Raw genomic sequence first — 18,678 nt, forward strand, 5'->3', positions numbered from 1 at the left:
AGGCACAGTCGGCCGGTACGCGCGCGTACGCCCCTCTAGAGTGCGCCCTTGCGCGACAGCTGGTTGAAGGCAAGCCATCCCGGCAGCACGGGCAGCCACAGGGTCAGCAGTCGGAACAGCAGCACCGCGGGAGCGGCGACCTCCAAGGGGAGCCCCACGGCGGTCAGACCGAACGTCAGGGTGGCCTCGACGGCGCCCACGCCGCCCGGCGTCGGCGCCGCGGACCCCAGCGCGTTGCCCGCTAGGAAGACGACGGCGACGCTGGCGATGCTGATCGACGCGGTCTCGTTGCCGAAGGCGCGGATCGAGGCGTCCAGGCACATCACGAAGCAGCCGGTGAGCAGCAGCATGCCACCGATGCCGGTGACCAGCTTCTGCGGCCGCTGGAGCACGTCGAGCATGCGCGGCACGACACCGGCGAAGAGCGACCGCACGCGCGTGACGACGAACTTGCGCAGGAACGGGATCGACGTCACCACCAGGACGAGCACCGCGACCGTCAACAGGCCCGCGATCACGGTGCGGGACGGTGACAGGGACGGCGTCTTCTCGGTGCCGGTCAGATAGCCGAAGGCGAGCAGCATCAGGATGTGGCAGCCGAGCCCGAACAGCTGCGACGCGCCAACACTCGCCACCGCGAGCCCCGGCCGCACCCCCGCGCGCTGCAGGAAGCGCGTGTTGAGCGCCACGCCGCCCACCGCGGCCGGCGCCACGATCTTCACGAACGACCCGGCGACCTGCGCGACCACCGTCCGCAGGAACGGCACCCGTTCCGGTACGAAGCCCAGCAGGGCCATCGCCGCCGCGACGTAGCTCAACGCCGAGAACAACACGGCCGCGGCGACCCAGCCCCACTCGGCGTTCTCGATGAGCGGCCCGAACTTGATGTGGGTGAGCTGGGTCAGCAGGAAGTACGCGCCGATGGCACCGGCGATGAGACTGATCAGTGTGCGCGGTTTGACCCGTTCCAGACGGGCCGGTTCGACCGGTGCCTGGGGCCTGATCAGCAGCACCTGGTGGCGGATCTGGGTGAGCAGGTCCTCCTCGCGGGCGCCCTCCAGGGCCTCGTCGATCGTCCGCTTCTGGGCCCGCTGCTCGGCGCGTACGGCCTTCTTGTCGGCCTTGCCGGGCTCGGCGGCCTCCTTGTGCTCCTCCGCGCGGGCCTGCTTGGCCAGCTGGGACGCCTCCAGGACTGCCTCACGCTGGCGTGCCGCCCGCTCCCGGGCCAGCCTGCGCAGGGTCGCGCGTGTGGAGCGCGACAGCGCGATGGGCTGCAGCATCGGCAGGCAGCCGGCCACCAGGTCGGGCCCGAGCACGCTCACCGCCGAGGCCACCGCACGCTCGGCACCCACGCGCAGGCCCAGCGTCGTCAGCAGCTGGGAGACGTCCATGCGCAGCACCAGATCGCCGGCCGCGATCTCGCCGACGCGCAGATCGGTGAGGATCACCGTGCCGGAACGATCCACCAGGATCGCGTCGCCCACCAGCCTGCGGTGTGCGATGCGCCGCGACTGCAGGGCCTTCACCTGGAGCCAGGTGTCGCGCAGCAGTTCGTCGGTGACCTCCTCGTCCGCCAGCGAGTCCAGGGTGCGCCCGCCGGAGTGCTCGTAGACGAGCATGACGGCGTCCGGCCCGAGCTCGGAGGTCGCGATCAACTTGGGCGCGTTGGCGCCGGCCGCGATGGCCGCGTACGCGAGGAGGGCCTCCTGCTCCAGGGCCTGGCGCAGGGACTGCAGGCTGCGGCGCGTGGTGATGCCGCGCAGCGTCAGCCGCCGCCAGACCCGGTAGAAGAAGCCCTGAGCCTGCTGCTCCCGGTCGACCACGGTGACGTCCAGCGGTGGGCCGTCCTCCAGGGTCACGAAGTACCGGCGGCCCCGGTCGCCGCCCTCCGCCGTGTCCGAGGCATCCTCGCGGGCCGCGCTGACCGGCTTGAAGCCGACGCGCCTGAGGCCCGCCATCAGCGTCCGTCCCGTGGGCCGTACGTTCGGTGAGCCGACCGCGTACAGCGTCCCGTAGGCGACGGTCCAGCCGATCAGCACCGTCAGGATGATGGAGAACGGTGTCGTGTAGCCGGCGACCAGCATCGAGAAGGCGTCCAGCAGCAGCACGATCCACAGCACCGCGCGCCAGCGAGGTCTGCGGGACATGCCGACGGCGGTCATGTACGCGATGACCGGCGCCAGATAGCCGTGCACGGGGTCCGTGAGGGCGTTGATGTCACCGGGGGAGGGCTGGGTGAGCGCCTCCTGGATCGAGTCGGGGGCGGCTCGGGCGACCCAGAGGTCGGTCGCGAGCGTCACCCCGTGGGCCAGGACCGCCGCGAGGACACCGTCGGCGATGCGCAGTCCGTCCCGCTTGATCAGCCGCTCGATCGCGAAGGCGACCGGCACCAGCAGGATCGCGATGCTCGACCCGAGGCCCGCGAGCTTGATCAACAGGTCGGGCGCCTGCCCTGTCCCCTTGTTGATGTCCTGCTCGAGCCCCGAGGTGGTGCCGTGCGCGAACGCGGCGATCGCCAGCAGGACGATGACCCCGAGGATGCCGACCGAGAGCCGCATGAGGTCGGAGGGACGGTGCACGCGCGCGGGGAGCAGCGGTTCGTCGCCCTCGACCTCGTCGGCATGGGCGTAGTCCGGGTTGTCCTCGCGCTGCCCGACCTGCGGTTTCTTGCTTTCAGGTGTCTTATCGGCCGTCTTGGGGGAGGGCGTTTTCCAGGAGGGTGGGGCGGTTTCTGGGTTCTTCCGGGAGGCGGGTTCCGTGCCCTTGTCGTCCCCGTCGGCAGTGTCCGGAGTGGTGTCGGCGGTGTCCGGGCGCGACGAGGCGTCAGAGGTGCCCGCCGCGTCATCGGGGTGCACGCTCTGCTGCTTCATCGTCTCTTCGTGGTCTCGTATCACCAGTCACCGCCCGCACGATGGTGGCATGCCCGGCGGGCACACAGGGGCATCAGGGTGCAATGCGGGGGCGCACAGTCTGCCCGAAGACCGTCCCCGGGGCGAGGGACGCACGCGTCGGTCGCCACCTCCCATTGTCGGTGGGGTGCGGCAGGATGGGGCGGATGAGCGAGGAGAGCCTTCCGGTGGATGCCCTGCCGGAGTACGCGGAGCGGGTCCTCGAGGTCGCCGAGCTGATCCCGCCCGGGCGGGTCATGACGTACGGGGACGTCGCCGAATGGCTGGGGGAGGGCGGCCCGCGCCAGGTGGGCCGCGTGATGGCCCTCTACGGAGGAGCGGTGCCGTGGTGGCGGGTCGTCCGCGCGGACGGCGCCCTGCTCCCCGGCCACGAACTGAGAGCCCTCGGCCACTACCGCGCGGAGGGCACACCGCTGCGCGAGGCGAGCCGCTCCGCCGAGGGCCATGTGCCGCGCATCGACATGAGACGCGCGCGATGGGACGGCGGCGAACGCGCGGTAGGGGGCGGTGGCGAACGCGCGGAGGGTCACACCTGACAGCTTCCGCCATCCCGCGCCCCGGGATGCGACCCCTGCTCCGTACGGGGGAAGCGGGGCACGTCGGTGGTATGCCGTACGTTCGTGGGGCGAGGGACGCGGGTGCCGCGCGAGTCGGGAGGGAACAAGAGGAAGTCCTGCTTCCGCTCCACCCGTCGGCGTAGCGTCGGCTGCACGTGTCCCCCTCAGTGACAAACGGCACACCCACCAGGACCGGCGAACCACGTGAGCTCCTCTTCCTCCACCAGGCGCCTGTCGCACACCCAGGTGCGGCAGGGGAGCCGTGGCGCTTACCGACTGGTGCGTACCCCACCGGTCCGAACAGACCCCCCTCGTCTGGACGCCGAGCAGCGCGGGGTGGTTGACCACGAGACCGGCCCACTGCTCGTTCTCGCAGGTCCGGGCACCGGCAAGACGACCACGCTCGTCGAGTCGGTGGCGGCCCGCATCGCCCGCGGCGCGGATCCCGAGCGCGTCCTCGTCCTGACCTTCAGCCGCAAGGCGGCCGTGGAACTGCGCGACCGCATGGCGCTGCGCATGGGCGCGGCCCGCGCTCCGCAGGCCACCACCTTCCACTCGTTCTGCTACGCCCTGGTCCGCGCCCACCAGGACAGCGACCTGTTCGTCGAACCGTTGCGACTGCTGTCCGGCCCCGAACAGGACGTGGCGGTCCGTGAGCTGCTCGCGGGCCAACCCGACCTGGAGCGCCTGGGCCTCGCCCATGTGCGCTGGCCCGATGAGCTGCGTGCCTGCCTCACCACGCGCGGGTTCGCCGACGAGGTCCGCGCGGTCCTCGCCCGCAGCCGCGAACTGGGCCTGGCCCCCGGCGACCTGCGGAAATTCGCCGCCCGCAGCGGCCGCCCGGACTGGCTCGCCGCCTCGGCCTTCCTCGCCGAGTACCTCGACGTCCTCGACATGCGAGGAGTGATCGACTACGCGGAACTGGTGCACCGCGCGGTGCTCCTCGCCGGCCGCACCGGTGTCGCCGAGCAGTTGGCCGCCCGGTACGACGCGGTCTACGTCGACGAGTACCAGGACACCGATCCCGCGCAGGTACGCCTGCTGAGGGCCCTCGAGGGCGGCGGCCGCACCCTGGTCGCGTTCGGCGACCCCGACCAGTCGATCTACACCTTCCGGGGCGCCGACGTGAACGGCATCCTGGAGTTCCCGGTCGCCTTCCCGCGCGTGGACGGCCGCCCGGCACCGGTCGCGGTCCTCAGGACCTCCCGCCGCTCGGGAGCCGCCCTGCTCGCCGCCACCCGCCTGCTCACCCAGCGCATGCCGCTGACCCGCCTCCCGGCGGAGAAGGTACGGGCCCACCGCGAGCTGAGGCCGGTACGGGACGGCGGCAACACCGAGGTCTACACGTACCCGACCTCGGGCACCGAGCTGGACAACATCGCGGACATCCTGCGCCGGGCCCATCTGGAGGACGGTGTCCCCTGGGGCGACATGGCCGTCCTGGTGCGTGCGGGCGCCCGTACCATCCCCTCGATGCGCCGCACGCTCACCGCCGCCGGCGTACCCCTGGAGATCGACGGCGACGACCTGCCGCTGCGCCACGAACCGGCCGTACAGCCACTGCTGACGGCGCTTCGGGCGGTGGCGAGGGCGGAGTCGGTGACCGGCGCGGCTGAGGTGGCTGGCGCGGCTGAGGTGCCCGAAGCGGGCGCGGAGCCGGGCGAACCCCACGAGCTGTCCGGCTCGCGCGAGCAGCAGCCTTCCTGGCTCGACACCGAAACCGCGCTCACCCTTCTCGCCTCCCCACTGGCCGGCATGGACACCGCCGACCTGCGGCGCCTCGGCCGCGCCCTCCGCGAGGAGGAGCGGGCCGGCGGCAACCCCGTACCGCCGCCCTCGGACGAACTGCTGGCACGCGCGCTGGCCGAGCCGGAGCGGCTGGCAGTGCACGACCCGGTGTACGCGCGGGGCGCCCAACGGCTCGGCGCGCTGCTGCGCCGGGCACGCGCGTGCCTCGCGGGAGGCGGCACCGCCGAGGAGGCGCTGTGGGAGCTGTGGGACGGCACCCCGTGGCCCCGGCGCCTGGAGCGGGCCGCCCGGCGCGGCGGTGCGGCCGGACGCAACGCGGACCGCGACCTCGACGCCGTGTGCGCGCTGTTCGCCACCGCCGCCCGTGCGGAGGAACGCACCGGCGGCCTCGGTGCCCTCAACTTCTGGGCGGAGATCGAGGCCGAGGACATCGCCGCCGACACGCTCACCGGCAGAGCCGTTCGCCCCGATGCCGTACGCCTGATGACCGCGCACCGCTCCAAGGGCCTCCAATGGCGCCTGGTCGTCGTCGCGGGCGTTCAGGAAGGACTGTGGCCGGACCTGCGCCGCCGGGGCTCGCTCCTGGAGGCCGACCGCATCGGCCGCGACGGGCTCGCGGAACCGCTCACCCCGGGAGCGCTGCTCGCGGAGGAACGCCGCCTGTTCTACGTGGCCACCACGCGCGCGCGTGAACGCCTCGTCGTCACCGCCGTGAAAGCCCCCGCCGACGACGGCGACCAGCCCTCCCGCTTCCTCACCGAACTCGGCGTCGAGCCCAAGGACGTCACCGGCCGCCCCCGCCGCCCGCTGTCCGTCGCCGCCCTCGTCGCCGAACTGCGCGCCACAACCGTCGACCCGCGCGTGTCGGACGCCCTCCGCGAGGCCGCCGCCCTGCGTCTGGCACGGCTGGCCGCACTGAGCGACGAGGACGGTCGCCCGCTGGTGCCGTCGGCCCACCCGTACCGCTGGTGGGGCATGTTCGAGCCCACCGAGAGCAAGGTTCCGCTCAGGAACCGCGACCAGCCCGTCGTGCTCTCCGGCAGCGCCCTCGACCAGCTCGCCAACACCTGTTCCCTGCAGTGGTTCCTGGGCCGCGAGGTGAAGGCCGACGCACCCGCGACCGCCGCCCAGGGCTTCGGCAACGTCGTCCACGTCCTCGCCGACGAGGTTGCCTCCGGACGCACCCCCGCCGACCTCGACGTCCTCATGGAGCGCCTCGACTCCGTGTGGAACGCGCTCGCCTTCGACGCGCCCTGGAAGTCGGAGCAGGAGAAGCAGCACGCGCGCGTGGCACTCGAACGCTTCCTGAAGTGGCACGTCATGGATCGCACGGGGCGCGCCCCGGTGGCCAGCGAGCACGACTTCGACGTCACCCTCGAAGCGGGCGACTACGAGGTGCGCATCCGTGGCTCCATGGACCGCGTCGAGGCCGACACCGAGGGCCGCGCCTACGTCGTCGACTTCAAGACCGGCAAACAGGCCCCGACCGCCGCCGAAGTGGACCACCACCCCCAACTCGCCGTCTACCAGCTCGCGGTCCGCGAGGGGGCCGTCGACGAGCCCTTCGGCGGCGTACGACCCGAACAGGGCGGCGCCGAACTCGTCCAGCTGAGACAGGGCGCCGCCAAGAAGAACGGTGGTGAGACGCTCCCCAAGGTGCAGGCCCAGGGGCCATTGGAGGGCGACTGGATCGGCGGCCTCCTCGCCAACGCCGCGGGGAAGGTCCTCGACGAACGTTTTTCCCCGACCACGGGACAACACTGCACACACTGCGCGTTCCGGGCGTCGTGCAGTGCCCGCCCCGAGGGCCGTCACGTGGTCGAGTGAGGCCGCCCGAGGGCGAACCGCGTCCGCTGTCAGTGGCCGGCGCTAGCCTCTCTGGAATGTCCGCCCGTATCAGCGATCCCGAGCAGCTCAAGGAGCTCCTCGGTATCCCGTTCACCCCGGAGCAGACGGCCTGCATCGTTGCGCCGCCCGCCCCGCAGGTGATCGTGGCCGGAGCCGGGTCGGGCAAGACCACGGTGATGGCCGCGCGCGTGGTGTGGCTGGTCGGCACCGGACAGGTCGCGCCCGAACAGGTGCTCGGTCTGACGTTCACCAACAAGGCGGCGGGCGAGCTCGCCGAGCGCGTACGCAAGGCCCTCGTCAAGGCGGGCATCACCGACCCGGACGTGATCGACCCCGACAACCCGCCGGGCGAGCCGGTCATCTCCACGTACCACGCCTTCGCGGGCCGCCTCCTCACCGACCACGGCCTGCGCATCGGCTTGGAACCCACCTCCCGGCTCCTCGCCGACGCCACCCGCTACCAACTCGCCGCGCGGGTGCTGCGCGAGTCGCCGGGCCCGTACCCGGCGCTGACCCGTTCCTTTCCGGACCTGGTCAGCGACCTCCTCGCCCTCGACTCCGAACTCGCCGAACACCTCGTACGACCCGAGGAACTGCGCGCCCACGACGCCGAACTGCTGCGCGACCTGGAGAGCGCCAAGCTCACCAACGCCGACCTTCGCAAGGTCCCCGAGGCGGCCGCGGCCCGGCGCGAACTCGCCGAACTGGTGGGCCGATACCGCGCGGCCAAGCGCGAGCGTGACCTCCTGGACTTCGGTGACCAGATCGCCCTCTCGGCCACTCTCGCGCAGCTACCGGAGGTCGGCCGCATCCTGCGGGACGAGTTCCGTGTGGTCCTGCTCGACGAGTACCAGGACACCTCCGTGGCCCAACGCGTCCTCCTGGCGGGCCTCTTCGGCGGCGGCACCGGCCACCCCGTCACCGCCGTCGGCGACCCCTGCCAGGCGATCTACGGCTGGCGCGGCGCCTCCGTGGCCAACCTCGACGACTTCCCCGAGCACTTCGCGCACACGGACGGCAGCGCGGCCGAGCGCCAGTCACTCAGCGAGAACCGCCGCAGCGGCGGCCGCCTCCTCGACCTCGCCAACGGCCTCGCCGAACCCCTGCGCGCCATGCACGCGGGCGTGGAGGCCCTCCGCCCCGCCCCCGGCGTCGAACGCGACGGCGTGGTCCGCTGCGCCCTGCTGCCCACCCACGCCGAGGAACTCGACTGGCTCGCCGACTCCATCGCCCACCTCGTGCGCACCGGCAAGGAACCCGGCGACATCGCCGTCCTGTGCCGTACGGCCACCGACTTCGCCGAGATCCAGGGTGCGCTCGTCGCCCGCGACATCCCGGTCGAGGTCGTGGGCCTCTCCGGACTGCTCCACCTCCCCGAGGTCGCCGACCTCGTCGCCGTCTGCGAGGTCCTCCAGGACCCCGGCGCCAACGCCTCCCTCGTGCGCCTGCTCACCGGCCCGCGCTGGCGCATCGGCCCCCGCGACCTCGCCCTCCTGGGGCGCCGGGCCAGACAACTCGTGTCGCACGCGCGCGTGGAGGCCGACGACGACCCGGACCGCCGGCTGGCCGCCGCCGTCGAGGGCGTCGACCCGTCCGAGGTGATCTCCCTCGCCGACGCGCTCGACACCTTCCTGGAGCTGCCGCTCGAAGCCGACGGGGAGGACGACGGGCTGCCGTTCTCGCCGGACGCGCGCGTACGGTTCGCCCGCCTCGCCACCGAACTGCGCGACCTGCGCCGCTCCCTCGCCGACCCGCTCATGGACGTCCTGCACCGGGTGCTCGCCGTCACCGGCCTGGAAGTGGAACTCTCCGCGTCCCCACACGCCCTGGCGGCCCGCCGCCGCGAGACACTCTCCAACTTCCTGGACATCGCCGCCTCCTTCGCCGCGAACAGCGAGGGCGAGGCCTCCCTGCTCGCCTTCCTCGGCTTCCTGCGCACGGCCGCCCAGTACGAGAAGGGCCTCGACAACGCCCTGCCCGGCGGCGAGAACACCGTGAAGGTACTCACCGCCCACAAGTCCAAGGGCCTGGAGTGGGACGTCGTCGCTGTCCCCGGCCTGGTCACCGGCACCTTCCCCAGCAGCCAGGGCCGCGAGAAGTGGACCGCCCAGGGCAGGGTCCTCCCGCACGAGCTGCGCGGTGACGCCGACACCCTCCCCGCCGTCGAGGCATGGGACTCCCGGGGCCTGAAGGCCTTCCAGGAGGCCATGAAGGACCACCAGCACACTGAGGAACTCCGCCTCGGCTACGTCACGTTCACCCGCCCCCGCTCCCTGCTCCTTGGCTCCGGCCACTGGTGGGGCCCGTCCCAGAAACGCCCACGCGGCCCGTCCGACTTCCTCAAGGCCCTCTACGACCACTGCGCCGCCGGATACGGCGAGATCGAGGCCTGGGCCGACGAACCCGAGGAGGGCGCCGAGAACCCCGCCCTGCACGAGTCGACCGCCGAGCACGCCTGGCCGCTCCCCCTGGACGACACGGCCCTGGCCCGCCGCCGGGCGGCCGCCGAGACCGTACTGGCCCACCTGGAAGGCGCAGCCTCCCACGAGGAGGCCCATCCGGGTGCTACCGACGACGCGGACTGGCCGCCTCCGCCGGAGGACGACTACCCGGACGGCTTTCCCGAGCCGCCCGAGGACTTCCCGGCAGAGGACGCCTCCGACTGGGACTCCTGGACGACGGACCGCCCGGCGGACGCCGCGCAGCCCGCTCACGCGCGCGTGCCGCACCCCGGACAGGACGAGCGCACTCCTTCCGTGCCGCACGCCCGCCGCCACCCCGCCGAACCCGACCTCACCCCCGAGGACGCCCGCGCCATCGCTTCCTGGGACCGTGACCTGGACGCCCTCACCGGTGAGCTCCTGCGGTCCCGGGCGACCGTCACCGACGTACCCCTGCCGGCGTCGCTCACGGCGTCACAGGTGGTCCGCCTGGCAGCCGACCCGGACGGCTTCGCGCAGGAGCTCGCGCGCCCCATGCCGCGCCCCCCGCAGCCCGCCGCGCGCCGTGGCACCCGCTTCCACGCGTGGATCGAGGCCCGTTTCGAGGAGCTGCGGCTACCCATGCTGGAGCCCGAGGAGCTACCGGGCAGCGAGACCGAGATCGCCGACGAACTGGACCTGGAGACCCTCAAGGACGCCTTCGAACGCACTCCGTACGCGCATCGCACGCCGTACCGGGTCGAGGCACCCTTCCAACTCGGCATCGCGGGGCGCGTCGTACGCGGCCGCATTGACGCCGTCTACCGGGACACCGACGACGGCGACGGGACGACGACGTACGAGATCGTCGACTGGAAGACCAGCCGCACCCGCACTGCCGACCCCCTCCAGTTGGCCCTCTACCGGCTCGCCTGGGCCGAGCAGCAAGGTGTGCCCCTGGAGTCGGTGAGAGCCACGTTCTTGTACGTGCGCACCGGTGACGTCGTACGCCCTGAGGACCTCCCCGACCGGATCGCCCTGGAGCGGCTGCTGCTGGAGGAAGCGGGCGCCGCCGGGACCGAACTGTCGGCCGAGGAACCGCCGGACGAGCATGTCGGTGCGGGCCGATAGGCTCGTGAGCATGAGCCACCCCGTTGACAGCGACGTCAGCGTCGTCCGTACGTACATCGAGAACCACCGTGCCGCCTTCCTCGACGACCTCGTGGAATGGCTGCGCATCCCGTCGGTGTCGGCCCAGCCCGAGCACACGACGGACGTACGGCGCAGTGCCGACTGGCTCGCCGCCAAGCTCAAGGAGACCGGGTTTCCCACGGCGGAGGTCTGGGAGACGCCGGGTGCTCCCGCGGTCTTCGCCGAATGGCCCTCCGAAGACCCCGATGCTCCTACGGTCCTGGTCTACGGGCACCACGACGTGCAGCCCGCGGCCCGCGGGGATGGCTGGGACACCGAGCCGTTCGAGCCCGTGATCCGCGGAAACCGCCTCCACGCGCGCGGGGCGGCCGAAGACAAGGGGCAGGTGTTCTTCCACACACTCGGTGTCCGCGCCCACCTCGCCGCCACCGGCCGCACCGCCCCCGCCGTACACCTGAAAATGCTCATCGAAGGCGAGGAGGAGTCCGGCTCCCCGCACTTCAGAGCCCTCGTCGAGGAGCACACCGAGCGGCTCGCCACCGACGCGGTCGTCGTCTCCGACACCGGCATGTGGGCCGAGGACACCCCCACCGTGTGCACCGGAATGCGCGGCCTCGCCGAGTGCGAGATCCAGCTGTACGGGCCCGACCAGGACATCCACTCCGGTTCCTTCGGCGGCGCCATACCCAACCCGGCCACCGCCGCCGCCCGCCTGGTCGCCGCCCTGCACGACGAGCACGCGCGCGTGGCGATCCCCGGCTTCTACGACGGCATCGTCGAACTCACCGACCGCGAGCGCGCACTCTTCGCGGAACTGCCCTTCGACGAGGAACAGTGGCTGCGCACGGCCAAATCGACAGCGACATACGGGGAGGCCGGCCACACCACCCTGGAGCGTGTCTGGGCCCGCCCGACCGCCGAGGTCAACGGCATCGGCGGTGGTTACCAGGGCCCCGGCAGCAAGACGATCATCCCGTCCTCGGCGATGGTGAAGCTCTCCTTCCGGCTGGTGGCAGGGCAGGACCCGGACCACATGGAGAAGGCGGTCCGCTCCTGGACGGCCGAGCGGATCCCCGTCGGCATCCGGCACGAGATCACATTCAGCGGGTCCACCCGCCCCTGCCTGACACCCCTGGACCACCCGGCGCTGCGGTCCGTCGTACGCGCCATGGGCCGCGCCTTCCAGCAGCCGGTCCGCTACACACGCGAGGGCGGCTCCGGCCCCGCCGCTGACCTCCAGGAAGTCCTCGACGCGCCCGTGCTCTTCCTGGGCATCTCCGTCCCCTCCGACGGCTGGCACGCCCCCAACGAGAAGGTCGAACTCGATCTGCTCCTCAAGGGCGTCGAGACCAGCGCGTACCTCTGGGGCGAACTGGCCGAAAGCCCTCGCGAGGCACACTGAAGAAGGCCCCCATGCCCCAGCGCACCCACCCGCCGTACGCCCCGCCGAACCGCCCGCCCAATCAACCGTTCCACCGGGGGAGTTGGAAGCACTCGTGACCACCTGGACCGACCACACCGCCGATCGACCCATCGCGCTCACCGCCCCGAGCGGCATCGACCGGTCCGCCCACCACCGGCTCGACGAGGCCTGGCTCGCGGCGGCCTGGAGTCACCCGACAACCCGCTGCTTCGTGGTCTCCGGCGGCCAGGTCCTCATCGACGAGACGGCGGACGGCACCACCGAACTCGTCATGACCCCCTCTTTCGAGGCCCCGCTCACCGAGTCACACCGCTACTTCCTGGGCACCGACGCCGACGGTGTGAGCTACTTCGCACTTCAGAAGGACGCGCTTCCCGGGCGGATGGACCAGTCCGCGCGCCCGGCCGGACTGCGTGAGGCGGGCATGCTCCTGTCGCCGCGCGACACCGGCCTCATGGTGCACGCGGCCGGTCTGGAGAACTGGCAGCGCACCCACCGCTTCTGCTCCCGCTGCGGCGAGCGCACGGTCATCGCGGCGGCCGGCCACATCCGCCGCTGCCCGGCCTGCGGCGCCGAGCACTACCCGCGCACCGACCCGGCCGTGATCATGGCCGTCACGGACGACGAGGACCGCATCCTCCTCGGCCGCCAGGTCCACTGGCCCGAGGGCCGCTTCTCCACCCTCGCCGGTTTCGTGGAGCCCGGCGAGTCCATCGAACAGTCCGTGCGCCGCGAGGTCCACGAGGAGGTCGGCATCACCGTCGGCCAGGTCGAGTACATCGCCAGCCAGCCCTGGCCCTTCCCCTCCAGCCTCATGCTGGGCTTCATAGCCCGCGCCACCTCGACGGAAGTGGACGTGGACGGCGACGAGATCCACGAGGCCCGCTGGTTCTCCCGCGAAGAGCTACGGGCCGCGTTCGAGTCCGGGGAGGTCCTGCCTCCCTACGGCATCTCGATCGCGGCCCGCCTGATCGAACTCTGGTACGGCAAGCCCCTGCCGACACGAGGTCACACCGGCTAGGACCCGCCCACCGGGCGCTACGCGCCGATCTTCTGCTTGACCTGCGCCAGCGAAGGGTTCGTCCGAGACGCCGAGCGCGGACAGGATCAGGTCGACGTCCTGAACGGTGGGCAGGGTCCGGCCGTTCTCGATCTTCGAGAGCTTCCCTGCGGACATGGAAGCCCTGCGGGCTACCGCGTCACCGGTCAGTCCCGATGCTTCCCGCAGTGCCCGCAGGGCTCTCCCGATCGACTCCGTGGTCAGTGATGCCGCTCCCAGTAGGCCGCGAACGGCACGGCGCGGGTGAGCGCCAAGTCGCGGTATCCCTGGTACTCCGCGAGCCGTTCGGCAGACAGGAGTTCACCGCCGATGAACTTGCCCTCGGGGGTGTAGTGCATGCGGTACACGTCGCGGTCGTCGAAGAGCCAGAAGTCGTGATCGGGCAGGCCGGTCACCTCCTGCTCGGCAACGTCGGTGATCCCGATGGACTCCCCTGCCTTGATGTTGCCGGGGTAAGCCGACAGCTCGTAACGCAGGTAGTCAGTCAAGGGAGAGCGCAGGACGTGAACGCGGGACACGCTCTTGCTCTTGTCGGTCATCGAGCGCACCCATGGGTTGTCGTCCCACTCCGGCCCCATGTCCTCGCCCGCGAGGAACCGTGTGATCTCGTCCTGCTCCTCTTCCACGTCGTACACGTCGAGCGTCTCCAGCCGGAACGCGGTCCGCTCGAAGGTCTCGAAGAGACGGCCGAACTCCTCACCTGCGAGCACTGAAGTACTCCTCAAGCACTGCCGCCGGGACCATGACGGCTGTCTCGCCCTCGGGGAGGTCGAGCTGTGCCAGCCGCTCAGGGTCGGTGATCACGTAGCCCTGCACTACGTAGTCCTTGCTGTCGTCCGTGCCCCACAGCGTCGGGCACGTGCCGTTCTTGCAGTCCGGGTCTCCCGACAGCTTCCGCAGCGGTGCGCCCATGGCTTCCCCCTCACGTCGACAGTCCTTGTCGCGTTCGATGCTTCTGGCTTGCGGGCAGCATGGTCAAGATCCCCCGCTTTCCAAAACGGGAAAGTCGCTTGCTCGACGTCCCGACGGGTGTAGATGGCGGGCCTTGTTCAGGCGATGCAGCCCCAGGGCACACAGAACCCCCGATCAGCGTCAGGCCGGTCGGGGGTTGCGCGTAGCGGGAGTCAGGCGCCGAGCGCCTGCTTCACCTGGGCAAGGCTCGGGTTCGTCATGACGACCTCAGAGCCCCCCTGGGTGGGAACTACCAGAACCGTCGGAACCGTCTGGTTCCCGCCGTTCGCCTTTTCCACGAACGCCGCGGACTCCGGGTCCTGCTCGATGTTGATCTCGTTGTACGTGATGCCCTCGCGGTCCATCTGGCTCTTCAGTCGACGGCAGTAGCCACACCACGTGGTGCTGTACATCGTCACAGTGCCCTGCATGTCCTTGGCGCTCCTTAACGTTGTGAGGGGTGCGTGGTCGCAGTGAGTGGAACGTACGTGACGGGCCCGCCATTCCCGTACGCGGGTGGCCGGCAGGGGAAGCCGGTGCCCTCGTAGCCCGGAAACGAAGGGACGCATGCCGCATGAGAACGAAGGAACGCCTGCCGCATTAGTACGACTGCGGGTGGGTGCCTGTGGACAACCGGCTCAGCTGTCTCCGGCGACCTGGCAGCATGGCCGTGTGACAGCAGCAACGCACTCCACCCTCTTCCCGCGGGTCCCCGACTCGGCCGACGCGGTGCTCGAAGGGCTCGACCCCGAGCAGCGCGCGGTGGCCACCGCCCTGCACGGGCCGGTGTGCGTGCTGGCGGGCGCCGGCACCGGCAAGACCCGGGCGATCACCCACCGCATCGCCTACGGGGTGCGAGCCGGGATGCTCCAGCCCGCCAGCGTGCTGGCCGTCACGTTCACCAACCGCGCCGCCGGAGAGATGCGCGGTCGCCTCCGCCAACTCGGTGCCGCCGGAGTCCAGGCCCGGACGTTCCACTCGGCCGCGCTGCGTCAGCTCCAGTACTTCTGGCCGAAGGCCGTCGGCGGCACCATGCCGAGAATCGTCGACCGCAAGATACAACTCGTCGCGGACGCGGCCGCCGCCTGCCGCATCCGTCTCGATCGCAACGAACTACGGGACGCCGCCGCCGAGATCGAGTGGTCCAAGGTCACCCAGGCCGTGCCCGCCGACTACGCCGCCGCTGCCGCCAAGAGCGGCCGCGAGGCCCCCCGCGACCCGGCCGAGATCGCCCAGATCTACGCGATGTACGAGGCCCTCAAGCGCGAGCGCGTGGTCATCGACTTCGAGGACGTCCTCCTGCTCACGGTCGGCATCCTCCAGGACCGGCACGACATCACCGAGCAGGTCCGCTCCCAGTACCAGCACTTCGTGGTCGACGAGTACCAGGACGTCAGCCCCCTCCAGCAGCGCCTGTTGGAACTGTGGCTCGGTGAGCGGGACAACCTGTGCGTCGTGGGCGACGCCAGCCAGACGATCTATTCGTTCACTGGCGCAACTCCTGACCATCTGCTCGACTTCCGCCTCCGCCATCCCGGGGCCACGGTCGTCAAGCTCGTCCGTGACTACCGCTCCACCCCTCAGGTCGTCCACCTGGCCAACGGCCTGCTCTCCCAGGCCCGCGGCCGCGCCGCCGACCACCGCCTCGAACTGGTCTCCCAACGCCCCCCGGGCCCCGAGCCCCGCTACGCCGAGTACTCCGACGAGCCCGCCGAGGCCGAGGGCGCCGCCCGCCGCATCCGCGACCTCATCGCCTCCGGGGTCCCCGCGAGCGAGATCGCCATCCTCTTCCGGACGAACTCCCAGTCCGAGACCTACGAGCAGGCCCTCGCGGACGCCGGAGTGCCCTACCAGCTGCGTGGCGCCGAGCGGTTCTTCGACCGGCCCGAAGTGCGCAAAGCGTGGGCCGCGCTGAGAGCCGCGGCCCGCTTCGGCGGCAACGACACCCTCCTCGAGGACGCCATCGGCCTTCCCTCACAGGTACGTGCGGTGCTGTCCGGCGAGGGCTGGACCGGCGAACCACCGGCGGGCTCCGGCGCGGTCAGGGAGAGCTGGGAATCACTGGCGGCCCTGGTGAACCTGGCCCAGGACTTCACTGCCGCCAAGCCGGACGCCACACTCGGCGACCTGGTGGCGGAACTCGACGAACGGGCGAACGCCCAGCACGCCCCCACCGTCCAGGGCGTCACTCTCGCCTCGCTGCATTCCGCGAAGGGTCTGGAGTGGGACGTTGTCTTCCTGGTCGGAGTCGCCGAGGGCATGATGCCGATCACCTACGCCAAAACGGACGAGCAGGTCGAAGAGGAGAGAAGACTCCTCTATGTGGGCGTCACCCGCGCGCGAGAGCAGCTCTCCGTCTCCTGGGCCCTGTCCCGATCCCCCGGCAGCCGCCCGAACCGCCGTCCCAGCCGCTTCCTCAACGGGCTGCGCCCCGGATCGACCGCCACCGTGGGCCGGACCGGCGCGAGCGGTTCCGGAGGCGTCGAACAGGGCGCGGCAGGTGGCCGGTCGGGCGAATTCGAGGCCGGCGGCACCGCGACCGCCCCGCGCCGTACCAGCCGGACCCCGGCCCGCTGCCGTGTCTGCGGCCGCACCCTGCGGGACGCCGGTGAGATGAAGCTGATGCGCTGCGAGGACTGCCCCTCCGACATGGACGAGGGTCTCTACGAGCGCTTGCGCGAGTGGCGGGCGATGCAGGCGCGGCGCAGCGGCCAACCGGACTTCTGCGTCTTCACCGACCGGACGCTGATGGCCATCGCAGAAGCGGGGCCGAGCACTCCGGTTGAACTCGGTCGCATCCCTGGTGTCATCGCCCGTAAGCTCCAGCGTTACGGCGCCGATGTTCTCGACATCTGCGCAGGTCGGGAGCCCGGGGGCGACGACGAGAACGACTGATACGAACTCGTCGAAAAAATAGTTTGCGCATGCCCCAGCAATCCCCATAGGTTCTTAGGCACGGGAACGGCGGCCTTCTCGAAGGCCCTGTTGTCGTGGTGTACTTCATATCCGTCGGATTGGTTCGCGCCGGTCCCAAAAGACGCCGAGAGGAGGCGAGTCCAGTGATCAGCATCAACACCAGCTTCATCAGCACGGTCAAAATGACCGATCGCTCGGCTGTCTCCCCGTGCATGCTCGGCGTCTCGAACCTGGGTACCGGTCTGTCCGCCATTCGTGGTGGCCGTCCGGCGTCCTCCGTGTCTCCTGCGGGTCTTCTCGTCCGTGAGCGCAGTGAGCGACCGACCAAGGCACTGGAAGCAGCAGTAGCGGCACAGGCGCAGGCCTATGCCTTTGCCGCGGCCGGTGCCGGATTCCGGAAGCAGACGACGCAGCACCACCTGATGTGGGCCTTCCGTGGGCCTGAACCCTGGAGTGATCCAGCCTGATCGACGATCAGGTCGGCGCCTTCAGGGCCGCGGAACCCCATCCGGGATCCGCGGCCCTTCTGTTTGTCCCCGACCGGGGGCTACAGAGCGAAGGGGCCTCGGGACAAGAAAAGAACCCGGTACCAGCCGCCACCCGGCCAACCGGCCGGAACGACCAGACGAGGAAGACGAACCGTGCAACTCGAAGCGCACGCCCCGTCCGTACCGCCTTCCGAAACGATCCCCCCGCCCGGCCTCACGGAGGACTCCACCTTGACCCCGCTGACTGCGCTCACCGCGCTCGACGACGCCATCGAGAACCTCGGCGTACCCGTTCCCTGCCGCTCCTACGACCCGGAGGTCTTCTTCGCCGAGTCGCCGGCCGATGTCGAGTACGCCAAGTCCCTCTGCCGCACCTGCCCGCTGATCGAGGCCTGCCTCGCCGGCGCCAAGGAGCGGCGTGAGCCCTGGGGCGTCTGGGGTGGCGAGCTCTTCGTCCAGGGTGTTGTCGTGGCCCGCAAGCGGCCCCGTGGCCGCCCGCGCAAGAACCCGGTCACGGCATGAACATCACCGGAACGATCGATCGCCCCCTGACGCACGACCCCAAGAAGCAGGCCCCGATGAAGCCGTCCACGAGCGAGCCCGCAGGCTCCGCGACTCCAGACTTCACCACCACCGGCGCGAACGCCTCGCGCCAGAACAGGACCCGAGAAATGCATCTCATGCCAGAAGCCCTGGCTCGTGCGCATATGCGCGAGCGCCTGCACGAGGCAGAGCGGGAACGCCAGGCCATGCGCCTGGCGGTTGCCCGCCGGATGCAGCGCCGGGCCGAGCGCGCCTCGATGCGCGCCCGCCGTGCGCTCGCCATGGCGGTCATGCAGTAGCCGCCACGCGGCAACCGGCATGAACCGGCCGAGTCAGGCACATCAACACCACGCGTAGCAGTGGCTCCCCGCGGGGGCCGGTCCGACCGGACCGGCCCCCGCGGTGCGTTGTGACCTGGATCCGTCGGCCACGGCGATATCGTCGCCGCGTGACGCGTCTTTCCGGGGACAACGACGACAGCGGCTCCGCCGCAGGACCCCAGACCCTCGTGTGCGCCCGCTGCGGAGCGATCACCGAAGCCCCCCAGCCCCTGTGGCTCTGCTCCGTGGAGAACGGTAGACGGCACTACTTCTGCGAGGCATGCGCCCGGGAGAACCTGAGAGCGATCGAGGGTCGGTTGGACTCGCCCTGGTGGTGAGTCA

The 18,678-nt window shown here is 71.0% G+C and carries 15 protein-coding genes; 10 read left to right on the plus strand and 5 right to left on the minus strand.

What is annotated here, in order from left to right; translation table 11 throughout:
• Positions 1-35 precede the first annotated feature (35 nt).
• The gene (locus F3T56_RS35130) at positions 36-2,870 is read right to left on the minus strand and encodes a lysylphosphatidylglycerol synthase domain-containing protein (RefSeq protein WP_172639285.1); all 2,835 of its coding nucleotides are present in this window, start codon (positions 2,868-2,870) and stop codon (positions 36-38) included.
• Between the two features lie 185 nt (positions 2,871-3,055).
• Here F3T56_RS35130 and F3T56_RS35135 point away from each other — a divergent pair, with 185 nt between their 5' ends.
• From F3T56_RS35135 to nudC, 5 genes are all read left to right on the plus strand, one after another.
• The gene (locus F3T56_RS35135) at positions 3,056-3,445 is read left to right on the plus strand and encodes an MGMT family protein (RefSeq protein WP_281291938.1); all 390 of its coding nucleotides are present in this window, start codon (positions 3,056-3,058) and stop codon (positions 3,443-3,445) included.
• 225 nt (positions 3,446-3,670) lie between these two features.
• A complete protein-coding gene (locus F3T56_RS35140) occupies positions 3,671-7,042 on the plus strand; it encodes an ATP-dependent helicase (protein ID WP_149829401.1) in 3,372 nt (1,123 codons plus the stop codon).
• Between the two features lie 56 nt (positions 7,043-7,098).
• Positions 7,099-10,614, plus strand: coding sequence for an ATP-dependent DNA helicase (locus tag F3T56_RS35145; RefSeq protein WP_149829402.1), 3,516 nt, complete (start codon positions 7,099-7,101; stop codon positions 10,612-10,614).
• Between the two features lie 10 nt (positions 10,615-10,624).
• Positions 10,625-12,037: a dipeptidase gene (locus F3T56_RS35150; protein ID WP_149829403.1), complete on the plus strand. Its 1,413-nt coding sequence runs from the start codon at positions 10,625-10,627 to the stop codon at positions 12,035-12,037.
• Positions 12,038-12,131: 94 nt separating this feature from the next.
• A complete protein-coding gene (nudC, locus tag F3T56_RS35155) occupies positions 12,132-13,079 on the plus strand; it encodes an NAD(+) diphosphatase (protein WP_172639286.1) in 948 nt (315 codons plus the stop codon).
• On the opposite strand, the gene F3T56_RS35160 is transcribed toward nudC, so the two are convergent.
• The 4 genes from F3T56_RS35160 to F3T56_RS35175 form a co-directional block, all read right to left on the minus strand.
• Positions 12,963-13,382, minus strand: coding sequence for a helix-turn-helix domain-containing protein (locus F3T56_RS35160; protein ID WP_342787026.1), 420 nt, complete (start codon positions 13,380-13,382; stop codon positions 12,963-12,965). The genes nudC and F3T56_RS35160 overlap by 117 nt on opposite strands.
• Positions 13,319-13,828, minus strand: a complete 510-nt coding sequence (locus F3T56_RS35165; RefSeq protein ID WP_149829404.1) for a DUF6879 family protein — start codon at positions 13,826-13,828, stop codon at positions 13,319-13,321. Before F3T56_RS35165 ends, F3T56_RS35160 begins: the two co-directional genes overlap by 64 nt.
• Entirely contained in the window at positions 13,815-14,030 is a 216-nt protein-coding gene (locus tag F3T56_RS35170) for a hypothetical protein (RefSeq protein ID WP_149829405.1), read from the minus strand. The genes F3T56_RS35165 and F3T56_RS35170 overlap by 14 nt, the downstream gene beginning before the upstream one ends.
• Before the next feature lie 212 nt (positions 14,031-14,242).
• The gene (locus F3T56_RS35175; RefSeq protein WP_149829406.1) at positions 14,243-14,500 is read right to left on the minus strand and encodes a mycoredoxin; all 258 of its coding nucleotides are present in this window, start codon (positions 14,498-14,500) and stop codon (positions 14,243-14,245) included.
• 136 nt (positions 14,501-14,636) lie between these two features.
• Here F3T56_RS35175 and F3T56_RS35180 point away from each other — a divergent pair, with 136 nt between their 5' ends.
• From F3T56_RS35180 to F3T56_RS35200, 5 genes are all read left to right on the plus strand, one after another.
• The gene (locus F3T56_RS35180) at positions 14,637-16,964 is read left to right on the plus strand and encodes an ATP-dependent DNA helicase UvrD2 (RefSeq protein WP_149829407.1); all 2,328 of its coding nucleotides are present in this window, start codon (positions 14,637-14,639) and stop codon (positions 16,962-16,964) included.
• 164 nt (positions 16,965-17,128) lie between these two features.
• Positions 17,129-17,452: a hypothetical protein gene (locus F3T56_RS35185; RefSeq protein WP_149829408.1), complete on the plus strand. Its 324-nt coding sequence runs from the start codon at positions 17,129-17,131 to the stop codon at positions 17,450-17,452.
• A 174-nt stretch (positions 17,453-17,626) separates the two neighbouring features.
• On the plus strand, positions 17,627-17,995 hold the full coding sequence (locus F3T56_RS35190) for a WhiB family transcriptional regulator (protein WP_019072119.1): 369 nt from the start codon (positions 17,627-17,629) through the stop codon (positions 17,993-17,995).
• Positions 17,992-18,315 (plus strand): hypothetical protein, encoded by a 324-nt coding sequence (locus tag F3T56_RS35195; protein ID WP_149829409.1) that lies wholly within the window; start codon positions 17,992-17,994, stop codon positions 18,313-18,315. The genes F3T56_RS35190 and F3T56_RS35195 overlap by 4 nt, the downstream gene beginning before the upstream one ends.
• A gap of 149 nt (positions 18,316-18,464) precedes the next feature.
• Positions 18,465-18,674, plus strand: a complete 210-nt coding sequence (locus F3T56_RS35200; RefSeq protein ID WP_149829410.1) for a hypothetical protein — start codon at positions 18,465-18,467, stop codon at positions 18,672-18,674.
• The last annotated feature ends 4 nt before the right edge of the window (positions 18,675-18,678 follow it).

Source organism: Streptomyces tailanensis, from assembly GCF_008386495.1.
GTDB classification, from domain to species: Bacteria; Actinomycetota; Actinomycetes; order Streptomycetales; family Streptomycetaceae; genus Streptomyces; species Streptomyces tailanensis.